Origin of the sequence: Comamonas nitrativorans (assembly GCF_042654765.1) — a bacterium.
Taxonomy (GTDB): Bacteria; Pseudomonadota; Gammaproteobacteria; order Burkholderiales; family Burkholderiaceae_C; genus Comamonas; species Comamonas nitrativorans.
In genome coordinates, this window is the sequence record NZ_JBHSEW010000004.1 from 213,050 (window position 1) to 232,447 (window position 19,398).

Sequence of the window (19,398 nt, forward strand, 5' to 3'; positions counted from 1 at the left end):
GAACAGGTTCTAACGATCAGGCCAGGGCGGCGTCCGTATCCATCAGCACCTTGCTGCCGGCGCGGGCCGTGCGCATCAGCAGCACGGTTTCGGGGAACAGCTTGGCGAAGTAGAAACGGGCGGTTTGCAGCTTGGCGGTGTAGAACGGGTCGGTGCTGCCGTTGGCAATGGCACGCAGCGACACTTGCGCCATGCGGGCGAACAGGTAGCCGAACACCAGGTGGCCGGCCACGCGCAGGTAATCGACGGCGGCAGCGCCCACTTCGTCGGGGTTCTGCATCCCCTTGAAGCCGATTTCGGTGGTGAACTTGGTCATCTGCTCGCCCAGGATGGCGATGGGGTTGATGAACTCGGCCATCTTCTCGTTCACGCCTTCTTCCTGCACCAGTTGGCCCACCAGCTTGCCGAATTTCTTCAGCGTGGCGCCCTGGTTGCCCAGCACCTTGCGGCCCAGCAAGTCCAGCGACTGCACGGTGTTCGTGCCTTCGTAGATCATGTTGATGCGGTTGTCGCGCACGAACTGCTCCATGCCCCACTCTTTGATAAAGCCGTGGCCGCCGAACACCTGCATGCACGCATTGGTGGCGATGTGGCCGTTGTCGGTCACGAAGGCCTTGACGATGGGGGTCAGCAGGGCGACCAGCTCTTCGCTGTCGGCACGCACTTTTTCATCGGGGTGGCTGTGCGCCTTGTCCAGCAGCAGGGTGCAATAGACCTGCAGGGCGCGGGCGCCTTCGGCGTAGGCCTTGGCGGTCAGCAGCATCTTGCGCACGTCGGGGTGGACGATGATCGGGTCGGCATCCTTGTCCTTGGCCTTGGTGCCGGACAGGCTGCGCATCTGGATGCGGTCCTTGGCGTAGGCCAGGGCGTTCTGGAAAGCCACTTCGGTCAGGCCCAGCGACTGGTTGCCCACGCCCAGGCGGGCGGCGTTCATCATGACGAACATGGCGGCCAGGCCCTTGTGCGGCTGGCCCACCAGGGTGCCGACGGCGCCGTCGATGGCGATTTGCGCAGTGGAGTTGCCGTGGATGCCCATCTTGTGCTCGATACCGGTGCAGAAGATGGGGTTGCGTTCGCCCAGCGAACCGTCGGCCTTGATGTTGAACTTGGGCACCACGAACAGGCTGATGCCCTTGCTGCCCTTGGGCGCATCGGGCAGGCGGGCCAGCACCAGGTGGATGATGTTTTCGGCCACGTCGTGTTCACCGGCGCTGATGAAGATCTTGTTGCCGGTGATCTTGTAGGTGCCGTCGCCCTGCGGCTCGGCCTTGGTGCGCAGCAGGCCCAGGTCGGTGCCGCAGTGGGGTTCGGTCAGGCACATGGTGCCGGTCCACTCGCCGCTGACCAGCTTGGGCAAATAGGTTTTCTTTTGCTCGTCGGTGCCGTGGGCCAGCAGGGCTTCGTAGGCGCCGTGCGACAGGCCGGGGTACATCGTCCAGGCCTGGTTGGCGCTGTTGAGCATTTCGTACAGGCACTGGTTCACGGTGTGGGGCAGGCCCTGGCCGCCGAACTCGGGGTCGCACGACAGGGCAGGCCAGCCGCCTTCCACGTAGGTGGCGTAGGCTTCCTTGAAGCCCTTGGGCGTGGTCACGCTGTTGTCCTGCTTGTTGTGCGTGCAGCCCTCGGCGTCGCCGCTGATGTTCAGCGGGAAAGCCACTTCGGCGGCGAACTTGCCCGCTTCTTCCAGCACGGCGTTGATGGTGTCGGCGTCGGTGTCGGCATGGGCGGGCATGGCCTTGAATTCGGCTTCGACGTTGAACACTTCGTGCAGCACGAATTGCATGTCGCGCAGGGGCGGGTTGTAAGTAGGCATAAGGACTCCTTGGCGAAAAAGGGTGGGGTGAGGGGATAAAACCGGGAAGGGGAAGGAAAAAGGGAGGGCGGTCGGGTCAGTCCACCCTGGCGCCGTTGCGGCGCAGGATGTTTTCAAACCCGGCCAGGGCGCGGGGCACGGAATCCTTGCGCCCCAGAAAGCGCACGTCGTAGTGCAGCACCAGAATCAGGCCGTGGATTTCAAACAGCAACTGGCAGGGGTCGGCATCGGCGTTCAGATGGCCCGCCGCCTGCGCCTGCTCGATGGCGCGGCGCAGCGCGGCGTGCCAGGTGTTGAAGGAGGCGACCAGGGCATCGCGCACCGCGCCTTCGCGCTCGCTGAATTCCACGGCACCGCTGATGTAGATGCAGCCCGAATCCAGCTCGATGGTGGTGCGCTGCATCCAGTTGCCGAACATGGCCCGCAGACGGGGCAGGCCCTTTTCGGCCTGCAGGGCGGGGTAGAACACGTCTTGCTCGAAGCGGTGGTGGTACTCGCGCACCACGGAAATCTGCAGCTCTTCGCGAGAGCCGAAGTGGGCGAACACGCCCGATTTGCTCATGCTGGTGGCTTCGGCCAGCCCGCCGATGGACAGGCTTTCCAGTCCATGGTGGGTGGCAATGTTCAGCGCGACATCGACGATATGCGCCTTGGTCTGCTGCCCCTTGGCCATGGGGCGTGTTGCGCCAGCCGTGGCCGTGCGTTTCAGGGAGGGAAGGGAAGGGGTACGTGGCATAAAAAATAAATAAAACGAACGTTCGTTCTATTTATCTTAAGCCACAGTACGAGGAGAAAAACTAGGGAAAACCCGAAATTGCAGTGTTTCCTGCCGAACTACACCAGCATGGCCAGGCTGGCGTCCAGATGCTCTGTCGGCAAACGCTTGAAACCGGTGCGCACAAAGCGCAGCCAGCGCCCCTGCACAAACGCCATCAGCACATTGGCGGCCACCTGCGCATCCTGGGTCGGGGAGTGGGAGCCGAGCGCCCCTGCAGCCGGGCGCAGGCACTGGCGCAGTGCCGATTCCACCTTGTCGAACAACTGGTTCATGCGGGCTTGCAGGCGCTCGTTTTCGCCTTGCAGGGCATCGCCCACCATCATGCGCACCATGCCCGGGTTCTTCTCGGCAAATTGCAGCAGCACTGCGGCAATCTTGCTGGCGCGGGCGCGGCCTTCCTCTGCGCTCAAGGTGCCGAGTACGGCGTCTTCCCCGGCAATCTGCTGCACCAGTGCCAGCAAGGTCTGCTCGATGAAATCCAGCAGACCTTCCAGCATCTGCGCCTTGCTGGCAAAGTGGCGGTACAGCGCGGCCTCGCTCACCTGCAGCCGCTTGGACAGGGCCGCCGTGGTGATGCGCTCGTTACCCGGCTCTTGCAGCATGGCGGCCAGGGTTTGCAGAATCTGCGCTCTGCGTTCACCGGGCTTGAGGCGCTTGCGTGGGGCGGAAGTGGTATCTTGGGAAGGCGCGGTCGTCATATTGGAATATTTTGTTACTGATTGCAGATCATCGTGCCATAGGCCTGATCCGTCAAAATTTCCAACAACATGGCGTGCGGCACTCGGCCATCGACGATGTGTACGGCATGAACGCCTGCCTTGGCCGCGTCGATGGCTCCGGCGATCTTGGGCAGCATCCCGCCGGAAATCGTGCCATCGGCCACCAGCTCGTCAATCTGCCTGGCCGTCAAGGTCGGCAGCAACTGCCCGGCCTTGTTGAGCACACCGGGGATGTTGGTCAGCAGCAGCAGTTTTTCCGCCTGCAAGGTGGTGGCCAGACGGCTGGCCACCACGTCGGCGTTGATGTTGTAACTTTCGTTTTCTTCGCCGAAGCCGATGGGGCTGACCACCGGGATGAAGGCATCGTCCTGCAAGGCCTTGACCACGCTGGGGTCGATGGCCACGATGTCGCCCACCTGCCCCACGTCGTGTTCGACCTGCGGGTTCTGGTGGTCGAGCATCTTGAGCTTCTTGGCGCGGATCATGGCGCCGTCGCGCCCGGTCAGGCCCACGGCCTTGCCGCCCGCCTGGTTGATGAGGCCGACGATGTCCTGCTGCACCTCGCCGGCCAGCACCCATTCCACCACTTCCATCGTTTCGGCATCGGTCACGCGCATGCCCTGGATGAAGTGGCCTTGCTTGCCCAGGCGCTTGAGCGCCGTCTCGATCTGCGGCCCGCCGCCGTGGACGACCACAGGGTTGATGCCCACCAGCTTGAGCAGCACCACATCCTCGGCAAAAGCGCGTTGCAGCGCCGGATCGGTCATGGCGTTGCCGCCGTACTTGATGACCATGGTTTTGCCATGGAACTTGCGGATGTAGGGCAGGGCCTGGGCCAGGATGTCGGCTTTGGCATGGGGGGGAATGGAGGGGAGCGTCATGGTGTTCGGGTGACTAACGGCAAAACAGCAGGTGCGATTGTGGCCCAAGAATACGCCATTCAAGCGTGCGCGGCGGCGGGGTTCTCATCGTATACCGTGCGCTGGTATCCGCTCACTAACTTGGTCAGCACCTGGTCGATTTGCGCTACATCGCCTAGCTTGGCGGCGGTGCGGATTGCCAGCAAGTCGGGCAGCAATAGAGTCCAGGGCAAAAAACCTTCGTGGGCCTTCATGATGCGCGGGTGCTGGGTGCTTTCGGGGTTGTCGCCGATCAGCAGCTCTTCATAGAGCTTTTCTCCTGGGCGCAGCCCGACCACGTCAATGGCAATGTCGCCGCCGGGATGTGCTGCATCACGCACGCGCAAGCCGGACAGTTCCACCATTCGCCGTGCCAGATCAATGATCTTCACCGGCTGGCCCATATCCAGCACGAACACCTCGCCGTCTTGCCCCATGGCGCCGGCCTGCAGCACCAGTTGGGCAGCTTCCGGAATCGTCATGAAGTAGCGGGTGACGTCCGGGTGGGTGACCGTCAGCGGCCCGCCCTGGCGCAGTTGTTTTCTAAACAGCGGCACCACGCTGCCACTGCTGCCCAGCACATTGCCAAAGCGCACCATGCAGAACCGTGTGCGATTGGGGATGGGCGGCAGCCCCTCGGCTTCATCGATCGCGCTGAAATCCACGGCTTGCGCATCGGCCAGGGATTGCAGCACCAGCTCTGCCATCCGTTTGGTGGCGCCCATGACGTTGGTGGGCCGTACCGCCTTGTCGGTGGAGATGAGAACAAAGTTCTCCACCCCGACTTCCATTGCTGCCCGTGCGGTGTTCAGGGTGCCGAACAGGTTGTTCAGCACGCCTTCTGAAGGGTTGCTCTGCACCAAAGGGACGTGCTTGTACGCTGCGGCGTGGAAGACCGAGTGCGGCTGGTATTGCGCAAACACCGCACGTAAACGGCGCAGGTTGCGAATACTTGCCAGCTTGGGCAACAGTTCCACGGCCAATTCTTGCCGGGCGCACAGGACGCTTAACTCCTGGTGAATGGCGTACAGGCCGAACTCGTTGTGTTCCACCAGGACCAGCTGGAGTGGCTGCTCCTGCACGATCTGGCGGCACAGCTCGCTGCCAATGCTGCCGCCTGCGCCCGTGACCAGCACCACCTTGCCGCGCAGGTTCCTGGCGAGTAAGGTCGCGTCGGGCTGCACCGGCGCACGGCCAAGCAGGTCTTCAATGTCCAGTTCCTGAAAGTCGGCCACCGACACTTTGCCGGAAGCCAGATCGACCATCCCCGGCAAGGTGCGCACATGCACCGGCAAAGGCTGCAACCGGCCAATGATGGCGTGGCGCTGCTGGCGCGACAGGGACGGAATGGCCAGCAAAATATCGGTGATGCCGTGCCGCTGCACGAACTTTTCCAAATGGCGTGCTGCGATGATGGGCAGGCCGTTGATGGAGCGGCCGATTTTTTGCGCATCGTCATCCACAAAGCCGCGCACGACAAATTCGCGTATCACGCTCATGGCGAAAGCGGTTTGTACGCCCGCCTCGCCCGCGCCATAGATCAATAATTGCCCCTTGGCCTTTTCCTGTCCCGCCCCGGCTACCTGAAGCAATCCATAGCGGGCCAGCACGCGCCAGCCACCGGCCAGCAGCAAAAACACCAGCGGCTGGATCAGGCCCAGGCTGCGTGGTACCCCTTGCCAGCGGGCGATGAGCAATACAGCAAAAAATACACTGCCGTAGATGCCGACGGCCATCGCCGTGGCTGCCAGCGCCCGCATACCGGCGTATCGAAAAACCGCCCGGTACAACCCCAGCCGAATGAATATGGGCACAAACAGCAGGGCTGCTGCATACGTATTGAGCTGCTGCTGGACCGGGGTGCCCACCTGCTCGATACGCAGGTAAAACGCCAGCCATACGGCTACCAGTGCTGCCAGCACATCCGCCAGCAGCGCCAAAGCCTGCTTGGCGCGGCGGGACCAGGACAGCAGCGGGGTGAGGATGGTGTTCAAGGGCATGAGCGACTCTGGATCAAAGCGCCGCAGCGGCATTACGCGGCAGTAGCCTGTTGCATGACCTGTGCAATTACCGTACAGGTTTTGTCCACTTCGGCCTGGGTCAGCGTAGGGTGAACGAGAAACATCATGCTTGTTGCGCCCAGTGCGTGTGCGGCGGGCAAAGGGGCCGCAGGCCGCCAGCCGGTGCCGTCAAAGGCTTTTTCCAGGTAGACCTCGGAGCAACTGCCCTGGTAGCACGGCACGCCCAGGGCATTGATTTCTGCCACGATGCGGTCGCGGCTCCAGCCTTGCGCCAGTTTTTCCGGGCGCACATAGGCGTAGCACTTGTAGTGTGCGTGCCGCATCCCGGCGGGCACCGCGGGAACGTGCAGCGCCGGGCAGGCGCCGCAGGTCGCCCAGATCTGCTCTGCATGGCGTGTGCGTGCGGCCGTCCAATCGGCCATGCGTTGCAGTTGGATGCGCCCCACTGCCGCCTGCATTTCCAACATGCGCCAGTTGGTGCCAAAGCTTTCATGCAGCCAGCGAAAACCCGGGGCGTGTTCGCGTTCGTAGACGGCGGCATAGTTTTTTCCGTGGTCTTTGAAGCTCCACATGGTTCGCCACAGCGCTTCGTCATTCGTCGTCACCATGCCGCCCTCGCCGCCCGTGGTCATGATCTTGTCCTGGCAAAAGCTCCACGCGCCCACGTGGCCGATGCTGCCTACGCTGCGGCCCTTGTATTGGGCGCCGTGCGCCTGGGCGCAGTCCTCGATCACTTTCAGGCCATGGGTTTCAGCCAGTGCCATGATGGCATCCATATCGCAGGGCCAGCCGGCCAGATGCACGCAAATGACGGCGCGGGTCCTGGGCGTGAGTACCTGGGCAATGGTGGCGGCGCTGAGGTTGCCGCTGTCCGCTTCCACATCGGCAAACACCGGCGTGGCCCCGGCATTGACCACGCAGGAAATGCTGGCAATAAAGGTGCGCGGCGTGACCACCACTTCATCGCCGGGGCCAATGCCCAGCGCTTTCAGCGCCACATCCAGCGCCAGCGTGCCGTTGGCCAGGGCCACCGCGTAGCGCGTACCGGCCCAGGCTGCAAATTCCTTTTCAAATTCGCGGCACTCTGTGCCTGTCCAGTAATTGACTTTGTTGGACAGCAGCACATTGCGCACCGCATCGGCCTCTTGTGCGGTAAAGCTGGGCCAGGGGGAAAAGGGGGTGTTCAGCATATTTTTAAAAATTCAAGAAAAACAGGCGACTAACGCTGTAATGGACGGGCCGGATTGCCCACCACCGTCACCCCCGGCGGCACGCTTTTGGTCACCACTGCCCCCATGCCGACCACTGCGCCGCGCCCGATCACCAGCGGCTTGCCGGGCAGGCCCTGCTTGAGGATGGCCCCGGTGCCAATATAGGCATGGTCTTCGATCACCACATTGCCGTTGCATTTGACGCCTGGGGCAAAAGTGACGAAATCGCCCACCACGCAGTCGTGGGCCACATAACTGTAAATATTGGCGTGGAAACACCGCCCAATGCGGACATTGCTGGTCAGGGTGACGAAGGGGCACAGGATGGCTCCCTCGCCCAGTTCTACCTCGTCCATGCGCACTGCGTTGGAGGCCGAAACGGCCCAGGGCAACACACCGTCTTGCGTGCAGCGCAGCGCCAGTTTTTCGCGCACGGCGCTATTGGCAATGGCCAGCACCGCATGGCGCTGGCGGGCTGGTTCGGCCAAGAACTGTGCGTAAGTGAGCAGACGATGGCCATTGATCGTGGCAGGCCCCGGCGCATCGTCTACAAATACCAGCCGATCGGCCCCTTCCCCGATTTGGGCCAGCTGCTGGCGGGCCAAAGGTATCACTTCGCGGCCAAAGCCACTCATGCCATACACGGCGAATAAATCTTGCAATGCCGCCATAAAACCTCTTGATTGAAAAAGAATAGCTGTTTCCGTTTTTGTACAAAGGGTTCAATAGATATTCGTTCTTGAAATCTTTGTGTGAAAAGCGGAAGAAGCTATCTTTATTTACTACCAGTGAACTTGTCCATGGTCGCTTCGCCGGCAGCACTGATGCCCTCGCGCACCAATACCTTCTTCACTGTCAGCCACAGAATTTTCATGTCCAGTGTCAGCGATTGGTGATCGACGTACCAGGTGTCCAGCGCGAACTTCTCGTCCCAACTGATCGCATTGCGGCCATTGACCTGCGCCCAGCCCGTCACGCCCGGGCGCACCGCATGGCGGCGTGCCTGCTCGGGAGAATACAGCGGCAGATACTCCATCAGCAGCGGACGCGGCCCGACCAGACTCATATCGCCCTTGAGTACGTTCCACAGCTCCGGCAGTTCGTCCAGGCTGGTGGAACGCAGAAAACGGCCAAATGGCGTCAGGCGCTCGGCATCCGGCAGCAAGGCGCCATTCGGCCCGCGTGCATTCGTCATCGTGCGGAACTTGACCATTTCAAACGGCTGGCCGTGCAGCCCTGGCCGTATCTGGCGGAACAACACCGGACTGCCCAGCTTGCGGCGGATAAGCAGGCAAAGAATCAGCAGCGGTAGTGCAAGTGCAATAAGACCGAGCAGGGCGGCGGTGAAGTCGAAGATGCGTTTCATTTTTACTTGTCCAGCAGCAGGCGAATCAGGCGGTTATTTACCTCATGCACGTCAAACCGCTCTTCCGCCAGACGGCGGCTGGCTTGTCCCATTTTGGCAATCGAATCAGGCTGTTCGATGAATAACCGCATTTTTTCTGCTAGTGCCTGGACATCGCGGGGCGGTACCAGAAAGCCGTTTATGCCCTGAACCACCGTCTGGCGGCAGCCTGGCACGTCGGTGGTAATTACCGCTCGGCCCATGGCCATGGCTTCCTGGGTACTCACGGGAACGCCTTCACGGAATGAGGGCAATACAAATACGCTGGACTGAGTCATCCATGGCTGTACCGGGGTGTGACCATGCCATTCCACAATGCCCTCGGTGACCCATGCTTGGACATCTGCTTCAGTGATGGCGCCGGGATTGTCGTCGAGTCCCCCCAGCAAAATAAAGCGTGCCTGTGGATATTCTTGTTTGACGATACGTGCCGCAGCGGCGTATTGTTCCACCCCTTTTTCACGCAGCAGCCTTGCTACCAAGATGAAGGTTGGGGGGTGTAGAACCGGCGGTGTGGGTACCCAGTGCGTCAGATCAACGCCAATGCCACCTAGTAAAAAACCTTTGCCTGGGGGCAGTGCGCCAGCAGCCTCCAGTTCGGACAGGTCATCCGGGTTTAAGAAAATGACCCGTTTGGCGCGTGATATGCCCAGCTTGTATAGCCATAGCACCAGCCACTTGAGTAAACGGCGTTTCAATGGCAGTACGTTCCCTGTAGGCGTAAAGACAAAACCCAAACCTTCCACCATGGCAAAACGATGGGGTACTCCTGCCAACCAAGCGGCCAACGTGCCAAAAATGACTGGCTTGATGAAATAACCCAATGTCACATCAGGTTGTAAACGTCGTAGTAAGCGTGCCATGCGCCAAGTGTTGATGGCGTCACGCAATGGATTCATTCCAGTGCGTTCCATAGGGCAATCTACCGGTGTTGCCCCTAGTTTCTGTATGGCAGTACGTGTGAGTTCGTCAAAATTGGGGGCCAAGGCGAATACCCGGATACCTTGGACATGCAAGGAACGGATTAATAGGGAACGGAAATTTACCAGTGACGGGGCGTGAGATGTGATAAGAGCAATCGATTGTCTCATTGAATGGAATTAAATAATTCTGCAAGCAGATATTTCTTATCGATAGATAGCTGGGCTAATTTGGAGATATTTTCTTTTTCAATTACTCTTGTTTCTTTTGCAAATTTCAATATTCCTTCTATATTCTCACTTCCAGTTCGAAAGTATGGTGTATTTTTTTGGAAAACATCTTGATAATCTCCATAAACTGGTAAACCAAGCATGAGGTATTCACGGGTTTTTAATGGACAGGCCTGTTTCATTTTTTTTCTATCAAGTGCGAATGAGGCCAAGCCAATCCAGCATTGCTGGCTGAGTATTACAATTTCTTCATGGGTTAACGCCCCATATATCCGAATGCGAGAGTCTTGGACTAGTAGGAGGGACTCTTTAGGAATTTCCCCTACTAGGTGTAATAAGAACTTTTCTTTGCTTTTTGCGATAGTGGTCAGTAGTCTATCTAAACCATGCCAAGGAGCGAAATTGGCGACAAACAAGAATTCTGGAATATCTTCGCTGCGCCTATCTATCAGTTTCTGTTCATTGAAAATAATGCCGTTGGGATAAACATATGATGGTTTGCCAGGCACTCCTGCACGCGTCAATTCATAATCTACGATTTCTTGCGTCATCCCAATAATTCCAGAAGCTTTGGCAATAGTAGGATTCCCTATGAAAGTTTCTAGGCTTGAGCGTATCCAGCCTGCGATGCCTTCAGGCAATGCCAATTCAGGTACTTCTAAGGTGTGATGTACAAAGTAAACTGGTTTTTTGCAGCGTTTTACGAATGCAAGTTGAAAAGGGTCATGCACGTAATATCGCAATAAAAAAATATCTACCTTGTCTTGCTGATTTAATAACCAGTTATGATAATTTTTACGCAATTGCCCCCAAGCTAGTAGCTTCTTTAGCCTAGTATTTAAATTTTCAGCATTAATGCTTGAATCAAAGTGCATGACTTTGAATGCCCCCTTGGAGTGCATAGGGCAGAACATTTTGACTTGCCATTCAAGTCCCAAGGCATGAGCTGCCTCTTGTTCCCAATCCATTTGCGTGCAAATGCCAGAGGGGGGGCGCAACAGTGCTGCACTATGCAGTACGCGCAGTTTGCTCTTATTTCTTTCCATTAGACCCCCATTCCTTTCCGTAGCCACGTCACAATTTGCCCAGCCGCATCCCCTGTTCCATAAGGCTTGACATCATTGCCTCTGCTCCCCAATGCTGCGGTAATGGCAGATTGCAGGCTGGCTGCATCCACCGGTGGTGCGAGTCGATTCCAGCCAGCCTCAATCAGCTCCGTCCATTCCGTCTCGTCACGCAGTGTGACGCAGGGTACTTGGTGGAAAAATGCCTCTTTCTGTACACCGCCCGAATCGGTGGCAATCAGCGCGGCAAATTTTTCCAGCTGTACCATGTCCAAATAGCCTACAGGTTCGATCAGATGCACGACCCGCGACAGCGCGTCCAGCCGTCCAGATTGCTTCAATACAGCGCGGGTACGTGGATGCAAGGGCCAGACTACAGGCAGCGTCTTGGCGGTGGCGATCAGCGCCAAGACTATTGCATCCAGGCGCTCGGAATCGTCGGTGTTCTCGGCACGGTGGATGGTGGTCAGCACATAGTTACCAGCGTCTAAGCCTAGCTGCTCCAATAGCCGGACGTTTGATTGCACGCGGGCACCGTGGTGCAGAGCCACGTCGTACATTACGTCGCCAACGGGGATGATGGATGCTGGTGCAAAGCCTTCGCGTTTGAGGTGGTCTGCGGCAGACTGCGTGGGGGTGAATAACCAGCGTGAGATGCGGTCGGTCAAGATGCGGTTGATCTCCTCGGGCATAGCCATGTTGAAGCTGCGCAACCCCGCCTCAACGTGTGCCACAGGGATGTGCAGCTTGGCGGCGGCCAGAGCACCTGCTAGAGTGGAATTGGTGTCACCATAGACCAGTACGACATCAGGTTTTTCATATAGCAGCACTTGCTCTACGGCTTCGAGCATCCGCCCGGTCATGGCACCGTGGTTGCCGCCGTGGATGCCCAAGAAGTAATCTGGCTTGGTCATTCCCAATTCGGTAAAAAACACGTCGGACATGTTATCGTCAAAGTGCTGACCAGTATGCACCACGATTTCTTGCAAGCTAGTGGTTTGCGTTATAGCGTGTGAGACTACGCTGGCTTTAATGAATTGGGGACGAGCGCCCAATATGGTTATTATTTTCATAGCAATTTAGATATTTCTCTATTTAATATATTTGCTTCTGCATCGAAGTTTAAGCATTGCGCTGCATGGTTGGATGCATTTTTATAATTATTAATTTTTTCAATATTTAGTCCACTTAGCATCTTTGCCAATGCAGCCGGGTCAAAAGAAGGTGCAATCAGACCACAATCGTATTTTTTCACCAAAGCAGCCATCTCTGGTGACGGGCCAATCGCGATGGCTAATCTGGCCTGGATAAATTCAAAAAATTTATTGGGTAACGCATGTTCGTGGTTAAAATTTATTGGAGGGAGTATATAGACTCCAATATCAAATTCATTGATTCGCGTACAAATATCAGGCATAGGAACAGGATCAATAAATCGAATTCTTGGATCGCCTTTTGACTTATCTTGAAGTTTGCTGAGATAAATAGGATCTGTTGCTACTAGCATAAAATCGAGCGTAAAACGCTCATCCAAATAATGCATCATCTCAATGATGACTTCGATATGGCGTGAGCGAATTGCCGCACCATGATGAATTAGACGAATATGATTTTTTCTGAGTGTGCTTGGACTTAGGTTCTGATATAAAGGTGCGTTATGTATAACACTGGGTTGTACCCCATACTCTTGATGGTATTCGTCTGCAATACCTTGGCATACCGTTGTCATGCTGGTTGCCAGGGGTAAGTAACGCTGACATAAATAATGACTATATCGTTCAAAAAATAAACGCCAACGCCAACTATCTTCGAATTCTTTGGGGGTGTATTCGTGAGCATCGACTAGTACGGGATAGCCTTTTGCAATTTTTAGAGCCACAGGCAGCGCAGAGACATCATTGGCCAAAACAACGTCAAATTGCTGATTAGAAAATAATTGTAAACTTTCCTGAATATGTGGTTTGCTCCAATAATGCCATTCAAACTGTCTAGTTATCAGTTGTCCTGCCCAAAGTATTTTTTTCCAAAGGCCAAGTTTTGGAGGGTGGAGTTCGAAGAAGTCTACATTTGCATCCGGTTTGCTTCCAAAACCGGCTACGGTAATTTTATATTCTTTTGTTAGCACCCAAATTTGGCGCATAACACGCGGGTCTCGTGAGATGTTTGAGAAAGAAATAATAAGAATGCGCTTCATAATAAGTAATTTATCTTAATTTTTAGGGGGTAGCATAAATAAACTGTACCATCGACAAAAATTCACCCAGCGCCATACTTGCCATGAAAATGGTTTTTTATCTGAGATAATAAGATCAAACTCTTGTAGTACTTTAGATTGATCAAAAAATGGGAGTTGAAAATCTTCCTGTAGCCATTCCCGAATGGTTGGTGCCATACCCAATAGCCAGTCTTGCTCGGGAGTGGCGAATCCAATTTTGTCGCGTCTGTCCAATACATCATCAGGCACGATGCCGCGCATGGCAGCACGGAAAATACTTTTTGTCTCACCCTGGGATGAAATCAAAAACTCCTCTGGCATGGAGAGTAGTAATTCCACCATGTCCAGTGTTAAAAAAGGCACACGGCTTTCCACTGAAAAACGCATGGAATTGCGATCGCCATGGCGCAGCAAACTTGGCAGCCCTCTGCGGGATAACGACAACGCCAGTTCTGCTGTCACTCTGCGCCCACGGCTCTGGCTGACGGGACGTTGCAGTGGCACTTGTAAATTGACACCCGCTTCGCGCAGCGGCTGTTCCCGCATCCAGTCAGGGATATTTTTGTTGCCATTGATTTTTCGGAGTACTTGGTACAGCTTGCCAGACGTGAAGGCTGCAATTCCTGCTTTCGCACCGTAGGCAAGACTGCGGCCCGGCCACTGGGCCCATTGATTTAAGAATTGCCACGCTTTCCTCCATTGCCCCGTCTCGAGCAAACTACGCAGCCGTTGCCCCGGATAACCGTTGTAACCCGCGAGCATTTCGTCGGCCCCTTGACCATCCAGCGTGACGGTGATGCCTTGCTCTTTGGCCAGTTGGAACACCCGGTATTGCGCATAAATGCTGGTGCTGCCAAAAGGTTCGCCCTGGGCGCGGATCATGTCATCCAGGTTGCGTGCCAGCTCTTGCGGGGTAACGTGCACCTTGTGCGGTATCGCGCCCACATGCTGGTTAACGCGATCGACCCAGTGTTCTTCATTTACATCGCTGCCTTCGGCAATAAAGCTGAAGGTGTGGATCGGCAGATCGGGTTCGACATGGCGCATGGCGCAGACCACGGCGGAGGAGTCAATACCGCCCGACAGCGCCGCGCCCAGAGGTACATCGCTGCGCAGGTGCAGGCGGATGTTGTGCAAAAACTGCTCGCGCACCTGTTCCACAGCATCGTCAAAGCGCCAGCCCGGGCGCTCGGTAATGTCGGGTTGCCACCAGCGCTGTGGCGCATTGACCTGACCCGTAGCGATGTTCATTTGCAGCCAGTGGCCTGGGGAGAGGTGATGCACGTTTGCGTAGAAAGTGTCGGGCGTGCTGTCGTAGTCGCCATGCACTAGGTAGTCGTAGGCGCGTTGCCAGTTGAGCTGGGGTTTGGCGGGCAAAAGCTGCAAGAGTGCGGGCAGTTCTGACGCAAAGGCAAAGCCCTTGCTTTGCCCTGCATGGCCAGCAGAGTAAAAGAAGGGCTTGATGCCAAAGGCATCGCGCACGCAGGTAAGGGTGGCCTGTGTTTTGTCCAGAACGGCAAAGGCAAACATGCCCGTCAGGCGTGGTAAGCACGCACTGCCCCAGTGTGCCCAGGCGGCCAGCAGCACCTCGGTGTCAGAGTCTGAGGTGAAGGGGTATCCGTACGCTTCCAGTTCGGCGCGTAGCTCGCGGTAGTTGTAAATTTCGCCGTTAAAGACGATGGCCCAGCGCCCGTCAGGTGAGTGCATGGGCTGGTGGCCGGCAGCACTCAGATCGATGATTGATAACCGTGCTTGTGCCAATCCCACGGTGGCTGAATCCATAGGGTAGAGCTCATGGCCCTTGTCGTTCGGCCCTCGATGGCGCATAGCGTGAAGAGCGTTGGGGAGAGCATTACTTGCTTCGAGATATTGATGCCACCAACCTCCGGCGATTCCGCACATATTTAAACCTTGTAATTAAGTTGCTGTTTGGAGGATTTTATTATAAGAGTTAAATAAATAAAATATAAAATCACTTCATGAATAGTGAAAATTATAAAGAATTCTTGGATGGGCAAGAATGAAGAGAAATACAAAGTCGGGATAATTGTGCAAAAATATAATATCTGCCAAAAAACACCTGTTTTAACATTTTTCTCCAACCCCATTACGGTACTGAGGGGACTAACAGCAAAGCGTATGGCTACTGCAATCACTAAATACCCCGCATATACACCAGCTTCACGCCATTTTTCGCCAAATACAAAGGAAAATAAATCATCTCCCCATATAAATAATATTGGTATGACGGGAAGGTATGTGAGGAGTAGAATAATGAATGTTTTGATGATATATTTATTTAATTTTTCTGGTGCTGTGTGACTGATTTCTACTATTTTTTGAAAAAGTACTTGGCCTACTGCTGCCGAGATAATTGTGGCAGGGATATTTAGCACTCGAAAGGTTAGGCTAAACATCCCTGTGATCGTATAGGAATAGAATCTTGTTAATATAAAAACTGGCATTTGTGCTGCTGCTGTATCGCACAAACTCCCGAATATACTGTATTGCGGAAATTTTTTATATTCAAGCATCTTTTCGATGATGGTTTCTTTGTTTTTTATATCCTTTATTTTTTTATAGGTGTTATCTTTTTTTAATAGAAAAATAACTGATGAGGCTATTCCTAGTATTTGTCCTATTATGAGTCCTCCACTCATTTTTGAAAAGCCAAACAATGTTTGGGTTAATCCTTGGGTTAAACTTTGATTAACTCTGGATGTCGCGATATTTTTAAATTTCTTTTGGCGATTGTTCCAGTAAGTTAATGATTGGTAAATACCCGTGAGTAGTGCAGAAAAGGGTAGTAAGTATAGCCAAGGTGCGATATCTTTATTTCCTAATAAGTTTGCAATTTCTTTATTAAGTAATGATATCGGAATGCATAGTAATGTAGCAGTCAAGAAGGCTATTATCATGGATGTTTGTAATAATATCTTTGCTTCTTCATCACTCTTTGGAAGCATAATTGTTATTTCATAACGTCCAGCAATGATAACGCTCAGGATTGTTACGCAGGCTCCATATAAGGCCAGAAGGCCAAAGTCTTCCGGTGTAAAAATTCTTGTCAATATTGGGATGATTGAAATAGGAATGGCTTGGGAGAGTACCGTCCCCATCATTAGAGTAAAGGTGTTTTTAATGATTTCATTTTTCAATATATTTTTCATCATTGAATAATATTTTTTATTATTGGTGTGGCTTCCCTAGTATATTGCTCTATACCGATTTCATTTAAATGGTGTTCGTCATAATAAATAATTTTACCTTCCCATAGAGGAATAGATTTAAATACCGAAAAATCTTGAAAATTTAAATATGAAATTTTCCCGTTGCATGAGATTCTTTTTAATTTATTATTTGCGTTTATGTACTCTGGATTGATTCCGGAAATTGCAGTAAAGTAGGGAGTGGAAAATTTATAACTCCTCATGGGGTTCACCCTTAACAGAGGTTCTTGACTAATTATATATTTTTTGGCTTTATTGTTTTCTATAAAATTTTGTAGAATATTTTCAAATTCTTGTGATTTGAAATGCCAGTTCCAAAATGCTGCTAAAAATATAATTTCTGCTTTTTCTATATAAGGTTTTGCATATTCAATTTGGGCCAAGCGGGAGTTGTGCGCCCACTCGGCAATGCGCTGGTAATCAAACCCCGGGATGGTCACACAGCTGCTGGCAGTAATGATGCGTGCCTTGAAGCCCAACTCCTTGCCTAATTGATCGAAGAACAGGTTCAGCATGGCAGCATGGGAGTCGCCCAGCACCAACACTTCTTTATCGCTGTTGAGGTCGCCTTTCAGGCAGTCCCCTACGATCTGCCCGTGGCAGATTGTTGCTGGGTCGGCGTAGCGTTGGTACTCGATGGGAAGTGGTGGTGGAGATAATGCTTGGTTGATTCTGGCCATACTGGAGCCGGTGACCAGCGCAGCTCCTGCCAGCACGCTATAGCCCAGTGCTTGTTTGAGGCGGATTTGATGCACACGCAGCGGGATTTCGACCCAGTAAAACGACAGGGTGGCCAATAACAGGGTGAGGGCAAGGAATAGCAGGCTAGATGGCATGTCCAGCACCTGCGAGCCTGTGCAGTAGCGCAGCAAAGCCAATACTGGCCAGTGCCACAGGTAGAGTGAATATGACAGTTCGCCCAGCCAGACCATGGGTTTGTTGGTCAGGAGCTGGCTTGCGAGTCCTTGTGCTGGAGATAAGAGGACGAGCGCAGCACCAGCGACAGGCAAGAGAGCTGGTACACCAGGAAAGGGGCCTAACTGGGGTTGTATTACTGCTGAGATCAGGACTAAAACTATTCCTAGCTTGCTGTACCAGGAATGCCACCCCTTTCCTGTGTTTATATACAGTGCAACAAGGCCGCCAACAAAAAATTCAGGCAAACGGGCATACAAGCTGTAGTAGGTTGCTTGCTGAATACCTAAGATGCGTAGGCGGTATTCCGCTACGGCAGTCAGACCAAGCAATAGCACTGCAAAAACCCACTTAAGTGCTTTGATGGGCAGGAGTAAAACCAATAAGGGCGCCAAAAGGTAAAACTGGATTTCTACGGCCAGCGACCAGGTATGCAGCAAGGGTTGTTCATGGTTTGCTGGAGCAAAATAATCTCCAAAACCTGAAAAATAGTGATTGCTGCTAAACCAGATGGCTTGTTTTAATCCATTTTTATAAACGGCCAGATCCTGTGGAATAAAAAATATCGCTGCTAGCAGAGAAACAAGGACCAGCATTGAAAAATATGCAGGCGTAATGCGTTTCAGGCGGCTGATATAAAAATACTTTAAAACATTGATAATTTGGTAGTCAGGTTGTTTTTTTTTATGCAGCAGGATACTGACGATTAAGAAACCTGAAATGACCAGAAATACATCTACGCCAACAAATCCGCCAGGGAGCCATGCTGGGTTGAAATGAAACAGCATCACAACCAAGACTGCGATGGCTCGCAGCCCTTGGATGTCGGGGCGGTAATTTATGGCACTCATGACGCAGGCGAATTGCGCTTTTATTGTTGAGTAATCGCCGCTGCGATGGTTTCGATACTGGCTTCATCCAGATACGGATGCATCGGCAAACTAATTACTTTTTTCGCCACCGCATCCCCCACGGGCAGATGTGCCTTCAGGTCGGCCACGGCAGGCTGCTGGTTCAGCGGGATGGGGTAATGCACTGCAGTGGGGATGCCTTGTACCTTGAGCTTTTCCTGTAGCTCCTGGCGATTGGGCACTTGCAGGGTGTACTGCGCCCATGCGCTGGTGTTGTGGGTGTCTGTATGCGGGAGAACGATGCGTTCCGGATTTCCCTCTTCGTGGGAATGGTCGATGAGCAGATCTCGGTATTTTTGGGCGACTTGCTGGCGCAGGGCGATTTCTTCGTCCAGCACGGCCAGTTTGGGCAGCAGGATGGCTGCCTGCAGGGTGTCCAGGCGGCTGTTTACGCCAACCCGGATGTGGTGGTAGCGGCGGTCTTGGCCGTGGCGGGCGATCTGGCGCATGACTGTGGCCAGCTCGTCGTCATTTGTAAAGATGGCACCGCCATCGCCATAGCAGCCCAGGGGTTTGCTGGGGAAGAAGCTGGTGCAGGCAATTGTTGTCAGGTTGCAGCTTTTGCGGCCTTTGTAGGTTGCGCCAAAGCTTTGCGCAGCATCTTCGATCACCGGGATGCCGTGCTTGGCGGCAATGGCGTTGATGGCGTCGTAGTCGGCGCATTGGCCGTACAGGCTGACCGGGATGATGGCCTTGGTTCGGGAGGTGATGGCCGCTTCCAGCAAAGCCGGGTCGAGGTTGCAGGTGCGCGGGTCGATGTCCACGTATACGGGTTTGGCGCCGAGCAGGGCCACGGTTTCTGCGGTGGCGATGTAGGTAAAGCCGGGGGTGATGACTTCATCGCCCGGGCCGATGCCCAGTGCCATTTGGGCAATTTGCAGGGCGTCGGTGCCGTTGGCTACCGTGATGCAGTACTTGGCGCCGGTGTAGGCGGCCAGCTTTTCTTCCAGTTCGGCCACTTCGGGGCCAAGGATGTATTGGCCGTGATTGAGCACCTTCTGGATGTTGGCGTCAATTTGCGCTTTGAGGTGCTGGTATTGGGTTTTAAGGTCGATGAAGTCCATGG

The 19,398-nt window shown here is 54.3% G+C and carries 16 protein-coding genes; all 16 read right to left on the minus strand.

The features are described 5' to 3' along the window. Positions 1-16: 16 nt before the first annotated feature. The 16 genes from ACFO3A_RS06420 to ACFO3A_RS06495 all read right to left on the minus strand — a co-directional run bounded on the left by ACFO3A_RS06420 (position 17) and on the right by ACFO3A_RS06495 (position 19,396). Entirely contained in the window at positions 17-1,813 is a 1,797-nt protein-coding gene (locus ACFO3A_RS06420) for an acyl-CoA dehydrogenase C-terminal domain-containing protein (RefSeq protein WP_377724962.1), read from the minus strand. 76 nt (positions 1,814-1,889) lie between these two features. Continuing rightward, the gene (locus ACFO3A_RS06425; RefSeq protein WP_377725008.1) at positions 1,890-2,486 is read right to left on the minus strand and encodes a TetR/AcrR family transcriptional regulator; all 597 of its coding nucleotides are present in this window, start codon (positions 2,484-2,486) and stop codon (positions 1,890-1,892) included. A gap of 161 nt (positions 2,487-2,647) precedes the next feature. Then, positions 2,648-3,289 (minus strand): nucleoid occlusion factor SlmA, encoded by a 642-nt coding sequence (gene slmA / locus ACFO3A_RS06430; RefSeq protein ID WP_377724963.1) that lies wholly within the window; start codon positions 3,287-3,289, stop codon positions 2,648-2,650. 14 nt (positions 3,290-3,303) lie between these two features. After that, positions 3,304-4,191, minus strand: coding sequence for an acetylglutamate kinase (gene argB / locus ACFO3A_RS06435; protein WP_377724964.1), 888 nt, complete (start codon positions 4,189-4,191; stop codon positions 3,304-3,306). A gap of 59 nt (positions 4,192-4,250) precedes the next feature. Further along, on the minus strand, positions 4,251-6,209 hold the full coding sequence (locus ACFO3A_RS06440; protein ID WP_377724966.1) for a polysaccharide biosynthesis protein: 1,959 nt from the start codon (positions 6,207-6,209) through the stop codon (positions 4,251-4,253). Positions 6,210-6,241: 32 nt separating this feature from the next. Then, a complete protein-coding gene (locus tag ACFO3A_RS06445; protein WP_377724968.1) occupies positions 6,242-7,420 on the minus strand; it encodes a DegT/DnrJ/EryC1/StrS family aminotransferase in 1,179 nt (392 codons plus the stop codon). A 29-nt stretch (positions 7,421-7,449) separates the two neighbouring features. Then, positions 7,450-8,112: an acetyltransferase gene (locus tag ACFO3A_RS06450; RefSeq protein WP_377724969.1), complete on the minus strand. Its 663-nt coding sequence runs from the start codon at positions 8,110-8,112 to the stop codon at positions 7,450-7,452. A 104-nt stretch (positions 8,113-8,216) separates the two neighbouring features. Next, a complete protein-coding gene (locus ACFO3A_RS06455; protein WP_377724971.1) occupies positions 8,217-8,807 on the minus strand; it encodes a sugar transferase in 591 nt (196 codons plus the stop codon). Positions 8,808-8,809: 2 nt separating this feature from the next. Further along, positions 8,810-9,937: a glycosyltransferase family 4 protein gene (locus ACFO3A_RS06460; RefSeq protein WP_377724972.1), complete on the minus strand. Its 1,128-nt coding sequence runs from the start codon at positions 9,935-9,937 to the stop codon at positions 8,810-8,812. Next, positions 9,934-11,043: a glycosyltransferase family protein gene (locus tag ACFO3A_RS06465; protein WP_377724973.1), complete on the minus strand. Its 1,110-nt coding sequence runs from the start codon at positions 11,041-11,043 to the stop codon at positions 9,934-9,936. Before ACFO3A_RS06465 ends, ACFO3A_RS06460 begins: the two co-directional genes overlap by 4 nt. After that, a complete protein-coding gene (gene wecB / locus ACFO3A_RS06470) occupies positions 11,043-12,134 on the minus strand; it encodes a non-hydrolyzing UDP-N-acetylglucosamine 2-epimerase (protein WP_377724974.1) in 1,092 nt (363 codons plus the stop codon). Before wecB ends, ACFO3A_RS06465 begins: the two co-directional genes overlap by 1 nt. Further along, a complete protein-coding gene (locus ACFO3A_RS06475; RefSeq protein ID WP_377724975.1) occupies positions 12,131-13,255 on the minus strand; it encodes a glycosyltransferase in 1,125 nt (374 codons plus the stop codon). Before ACFO3A_RS06475 ends, wecB begins: the two co-directional genes overlap by 4 nt. A gap of 15 nt (positions 13,256-13,270) precedes the next feature. Beyond that, positions 13,271-15,178 (minus strand): asparagine synthase (glutamine-hydrolyzing), encoded by a 1,908-nt coding sequence (gene asnB, locus ACFO3A_RS06480; protein WP_377724976.1) that lies wholly within the window; start codon positions 15,176-15,178, stop codon positions 13,271-13,273. A 2-nt stretch (positions 15,179-15,180) separates the two neighbouring features. Beyond that, the gene (locus tag ACFO3A_RS06485; protein WP_377724977.1) at positions 15,181-16,449 is read right to left on the minus strand and encodes a lipopolysaccharide biosynthesis protein; all 1,269 of its coding nucleotides are present in this window, start codon (positions 16,447-16,449) and stop codon (positions 15,181-15,183) included. After that, positions 16,446-18,272, minus strand: coding sequence for an acyltransferase family protein (locus ACFO3A_RS06490; protein ID WP_377724979.1), 1,827 nt, complete (start codon positions 18,270-18,272; stop codon positions 16,446-16,448). The genes ACFO3A_RS06485 and ACFO3A_RS06490 overlap by 4 nt, the downstream gene beginning before the upstream one ends. A 20-nt stretch (positions 18,273-18,292) precedes the next feature. Continuing rightward, positions 18,293-19,396, minus strand: coding sequence for a DegT/DnrJ/EryC1/StrS family aminotransferase (locus tag ACFO3A_RS06495; RefSeq protein ID WP_377724980.1), 1,104 nt, complete (start codon positions 19,394-19,396; stop codon positions 18,293-18,295). Positions 19,397-19,398 lie beyond the last annotated feature (2 nt).

Bases quoted from the DNA above. Each gene is read 5' to 3' on its own strand.
- slmA (WP_377724963.1), bottom strand. From the start codon at position 3,289: ATGACGACCGCGCCTTCCCAAGATACCACTTCCGCCCCACGCAAGCGC.
- asnB (WP_377724976.1), bottom strand. From the start codon at position 15,178: ATGTGCGGAATCGCCGGAGGTTGGTGGCATCAATATCTCGAAGCAAGT.
- ACFO3A_RS06490 (WP_377724979.1), bottom strand. From the start codon at position 18,272: ATGAGTGCCATAAATTACCGCCCCGACATCCAAGGGCTGCGAGCCATC.
- ACFO3A_RS06440 (WP_377724966.1), bottom strand. From the start codon at position 6,209: ATGCCCTTGAACACCATCCTCACCCCGCTGCTGTCCTGGTCCCGCCGC.
- wecB (WP_377724974.1), bottom strand. From the start codon at position 12,134: ATGAAAATAATAACCATATTGGGCGCTCGTCCCCAATTCATTAAAGCC.
- ACFO3A_RS06420 (WP_377724962.1), bottom strand. From the start codon at position 1,813: ATGCCTACTTACAACCCGCCCCTGCGCGACATGCAATTCGTGCTGCAC.
- ACFO3A_RS06445 (WP_377724968.1), bottom strand. From the start codon at position 7,420: ATGCTGAACACCCCCTTTTCCCCCTGGCCCAGCTTTACCGCACAAGAG.
- ACFO3A_RS06465 (WP_377724973.1), bottom strand. From the start codon at position 11,043: ATGGAAAGAAATAAGAGCAAACTGCGCGTACTGCATAGTGCAGCACTG.
- argB (WP_377724964.1), bottom strand. From the start codon at position 4,191: ATGACGCTCCCCTCCATTCCCCCCCATGCCAAAGCCGACATCCTGGCC.
- ACFO3A_RS06450 (WP_377724969.1), bottom strand. From the start codon at position 8,112: ATGGCGGCATTGCAAGATTTATTCGCCGTGTATGGCATGAGTGGCTTT.
- ACFO3A_RS06475 (WP_377724975.1), bottom strand. From the start codon at position 13,255: ATGAAGCGCATTCTTATTATTTCTTTCTCAAACATCTCACGAGACCCG.
- ACFO3A_RS06460 (WP_377724972.1), bottom strand. From the start codon at position 9,937: ATGAGACAATCGATTGCTCTTATCACATCTCACGCCCCGTCACTGGTA.
- ACFO3A_RS06455 (WP_377724971.1), bottom strand. From the start codon at position 8,807: ATGAAACGCATCTTCGACTTCACCGCCGCCCTGCTCGGTCTTATTGCA.
- ACFO3A_RS06485 (WP_377724977.1), bottom strand. From the start codon at position 16,449: ATGATGAAAAATATATTGAAAAATGAAATCATTAAAAACACCTTTACT.
- ACFO3A_RS06495 (WP_377724980.1), bottom strand. From the start codon at position 19,396: ATGGACTTCATCGACCTTAAAACCCAATACCAGCACCTCAAAGCGCAA.
- ACFO3A_RS06425 (WP_377725008.1), bottom strand. From the start codon at position 2,486: ATGGCCAAGGGGCAGCAGACCAAGGCGCATATCGTCGATGTCGCGCTG.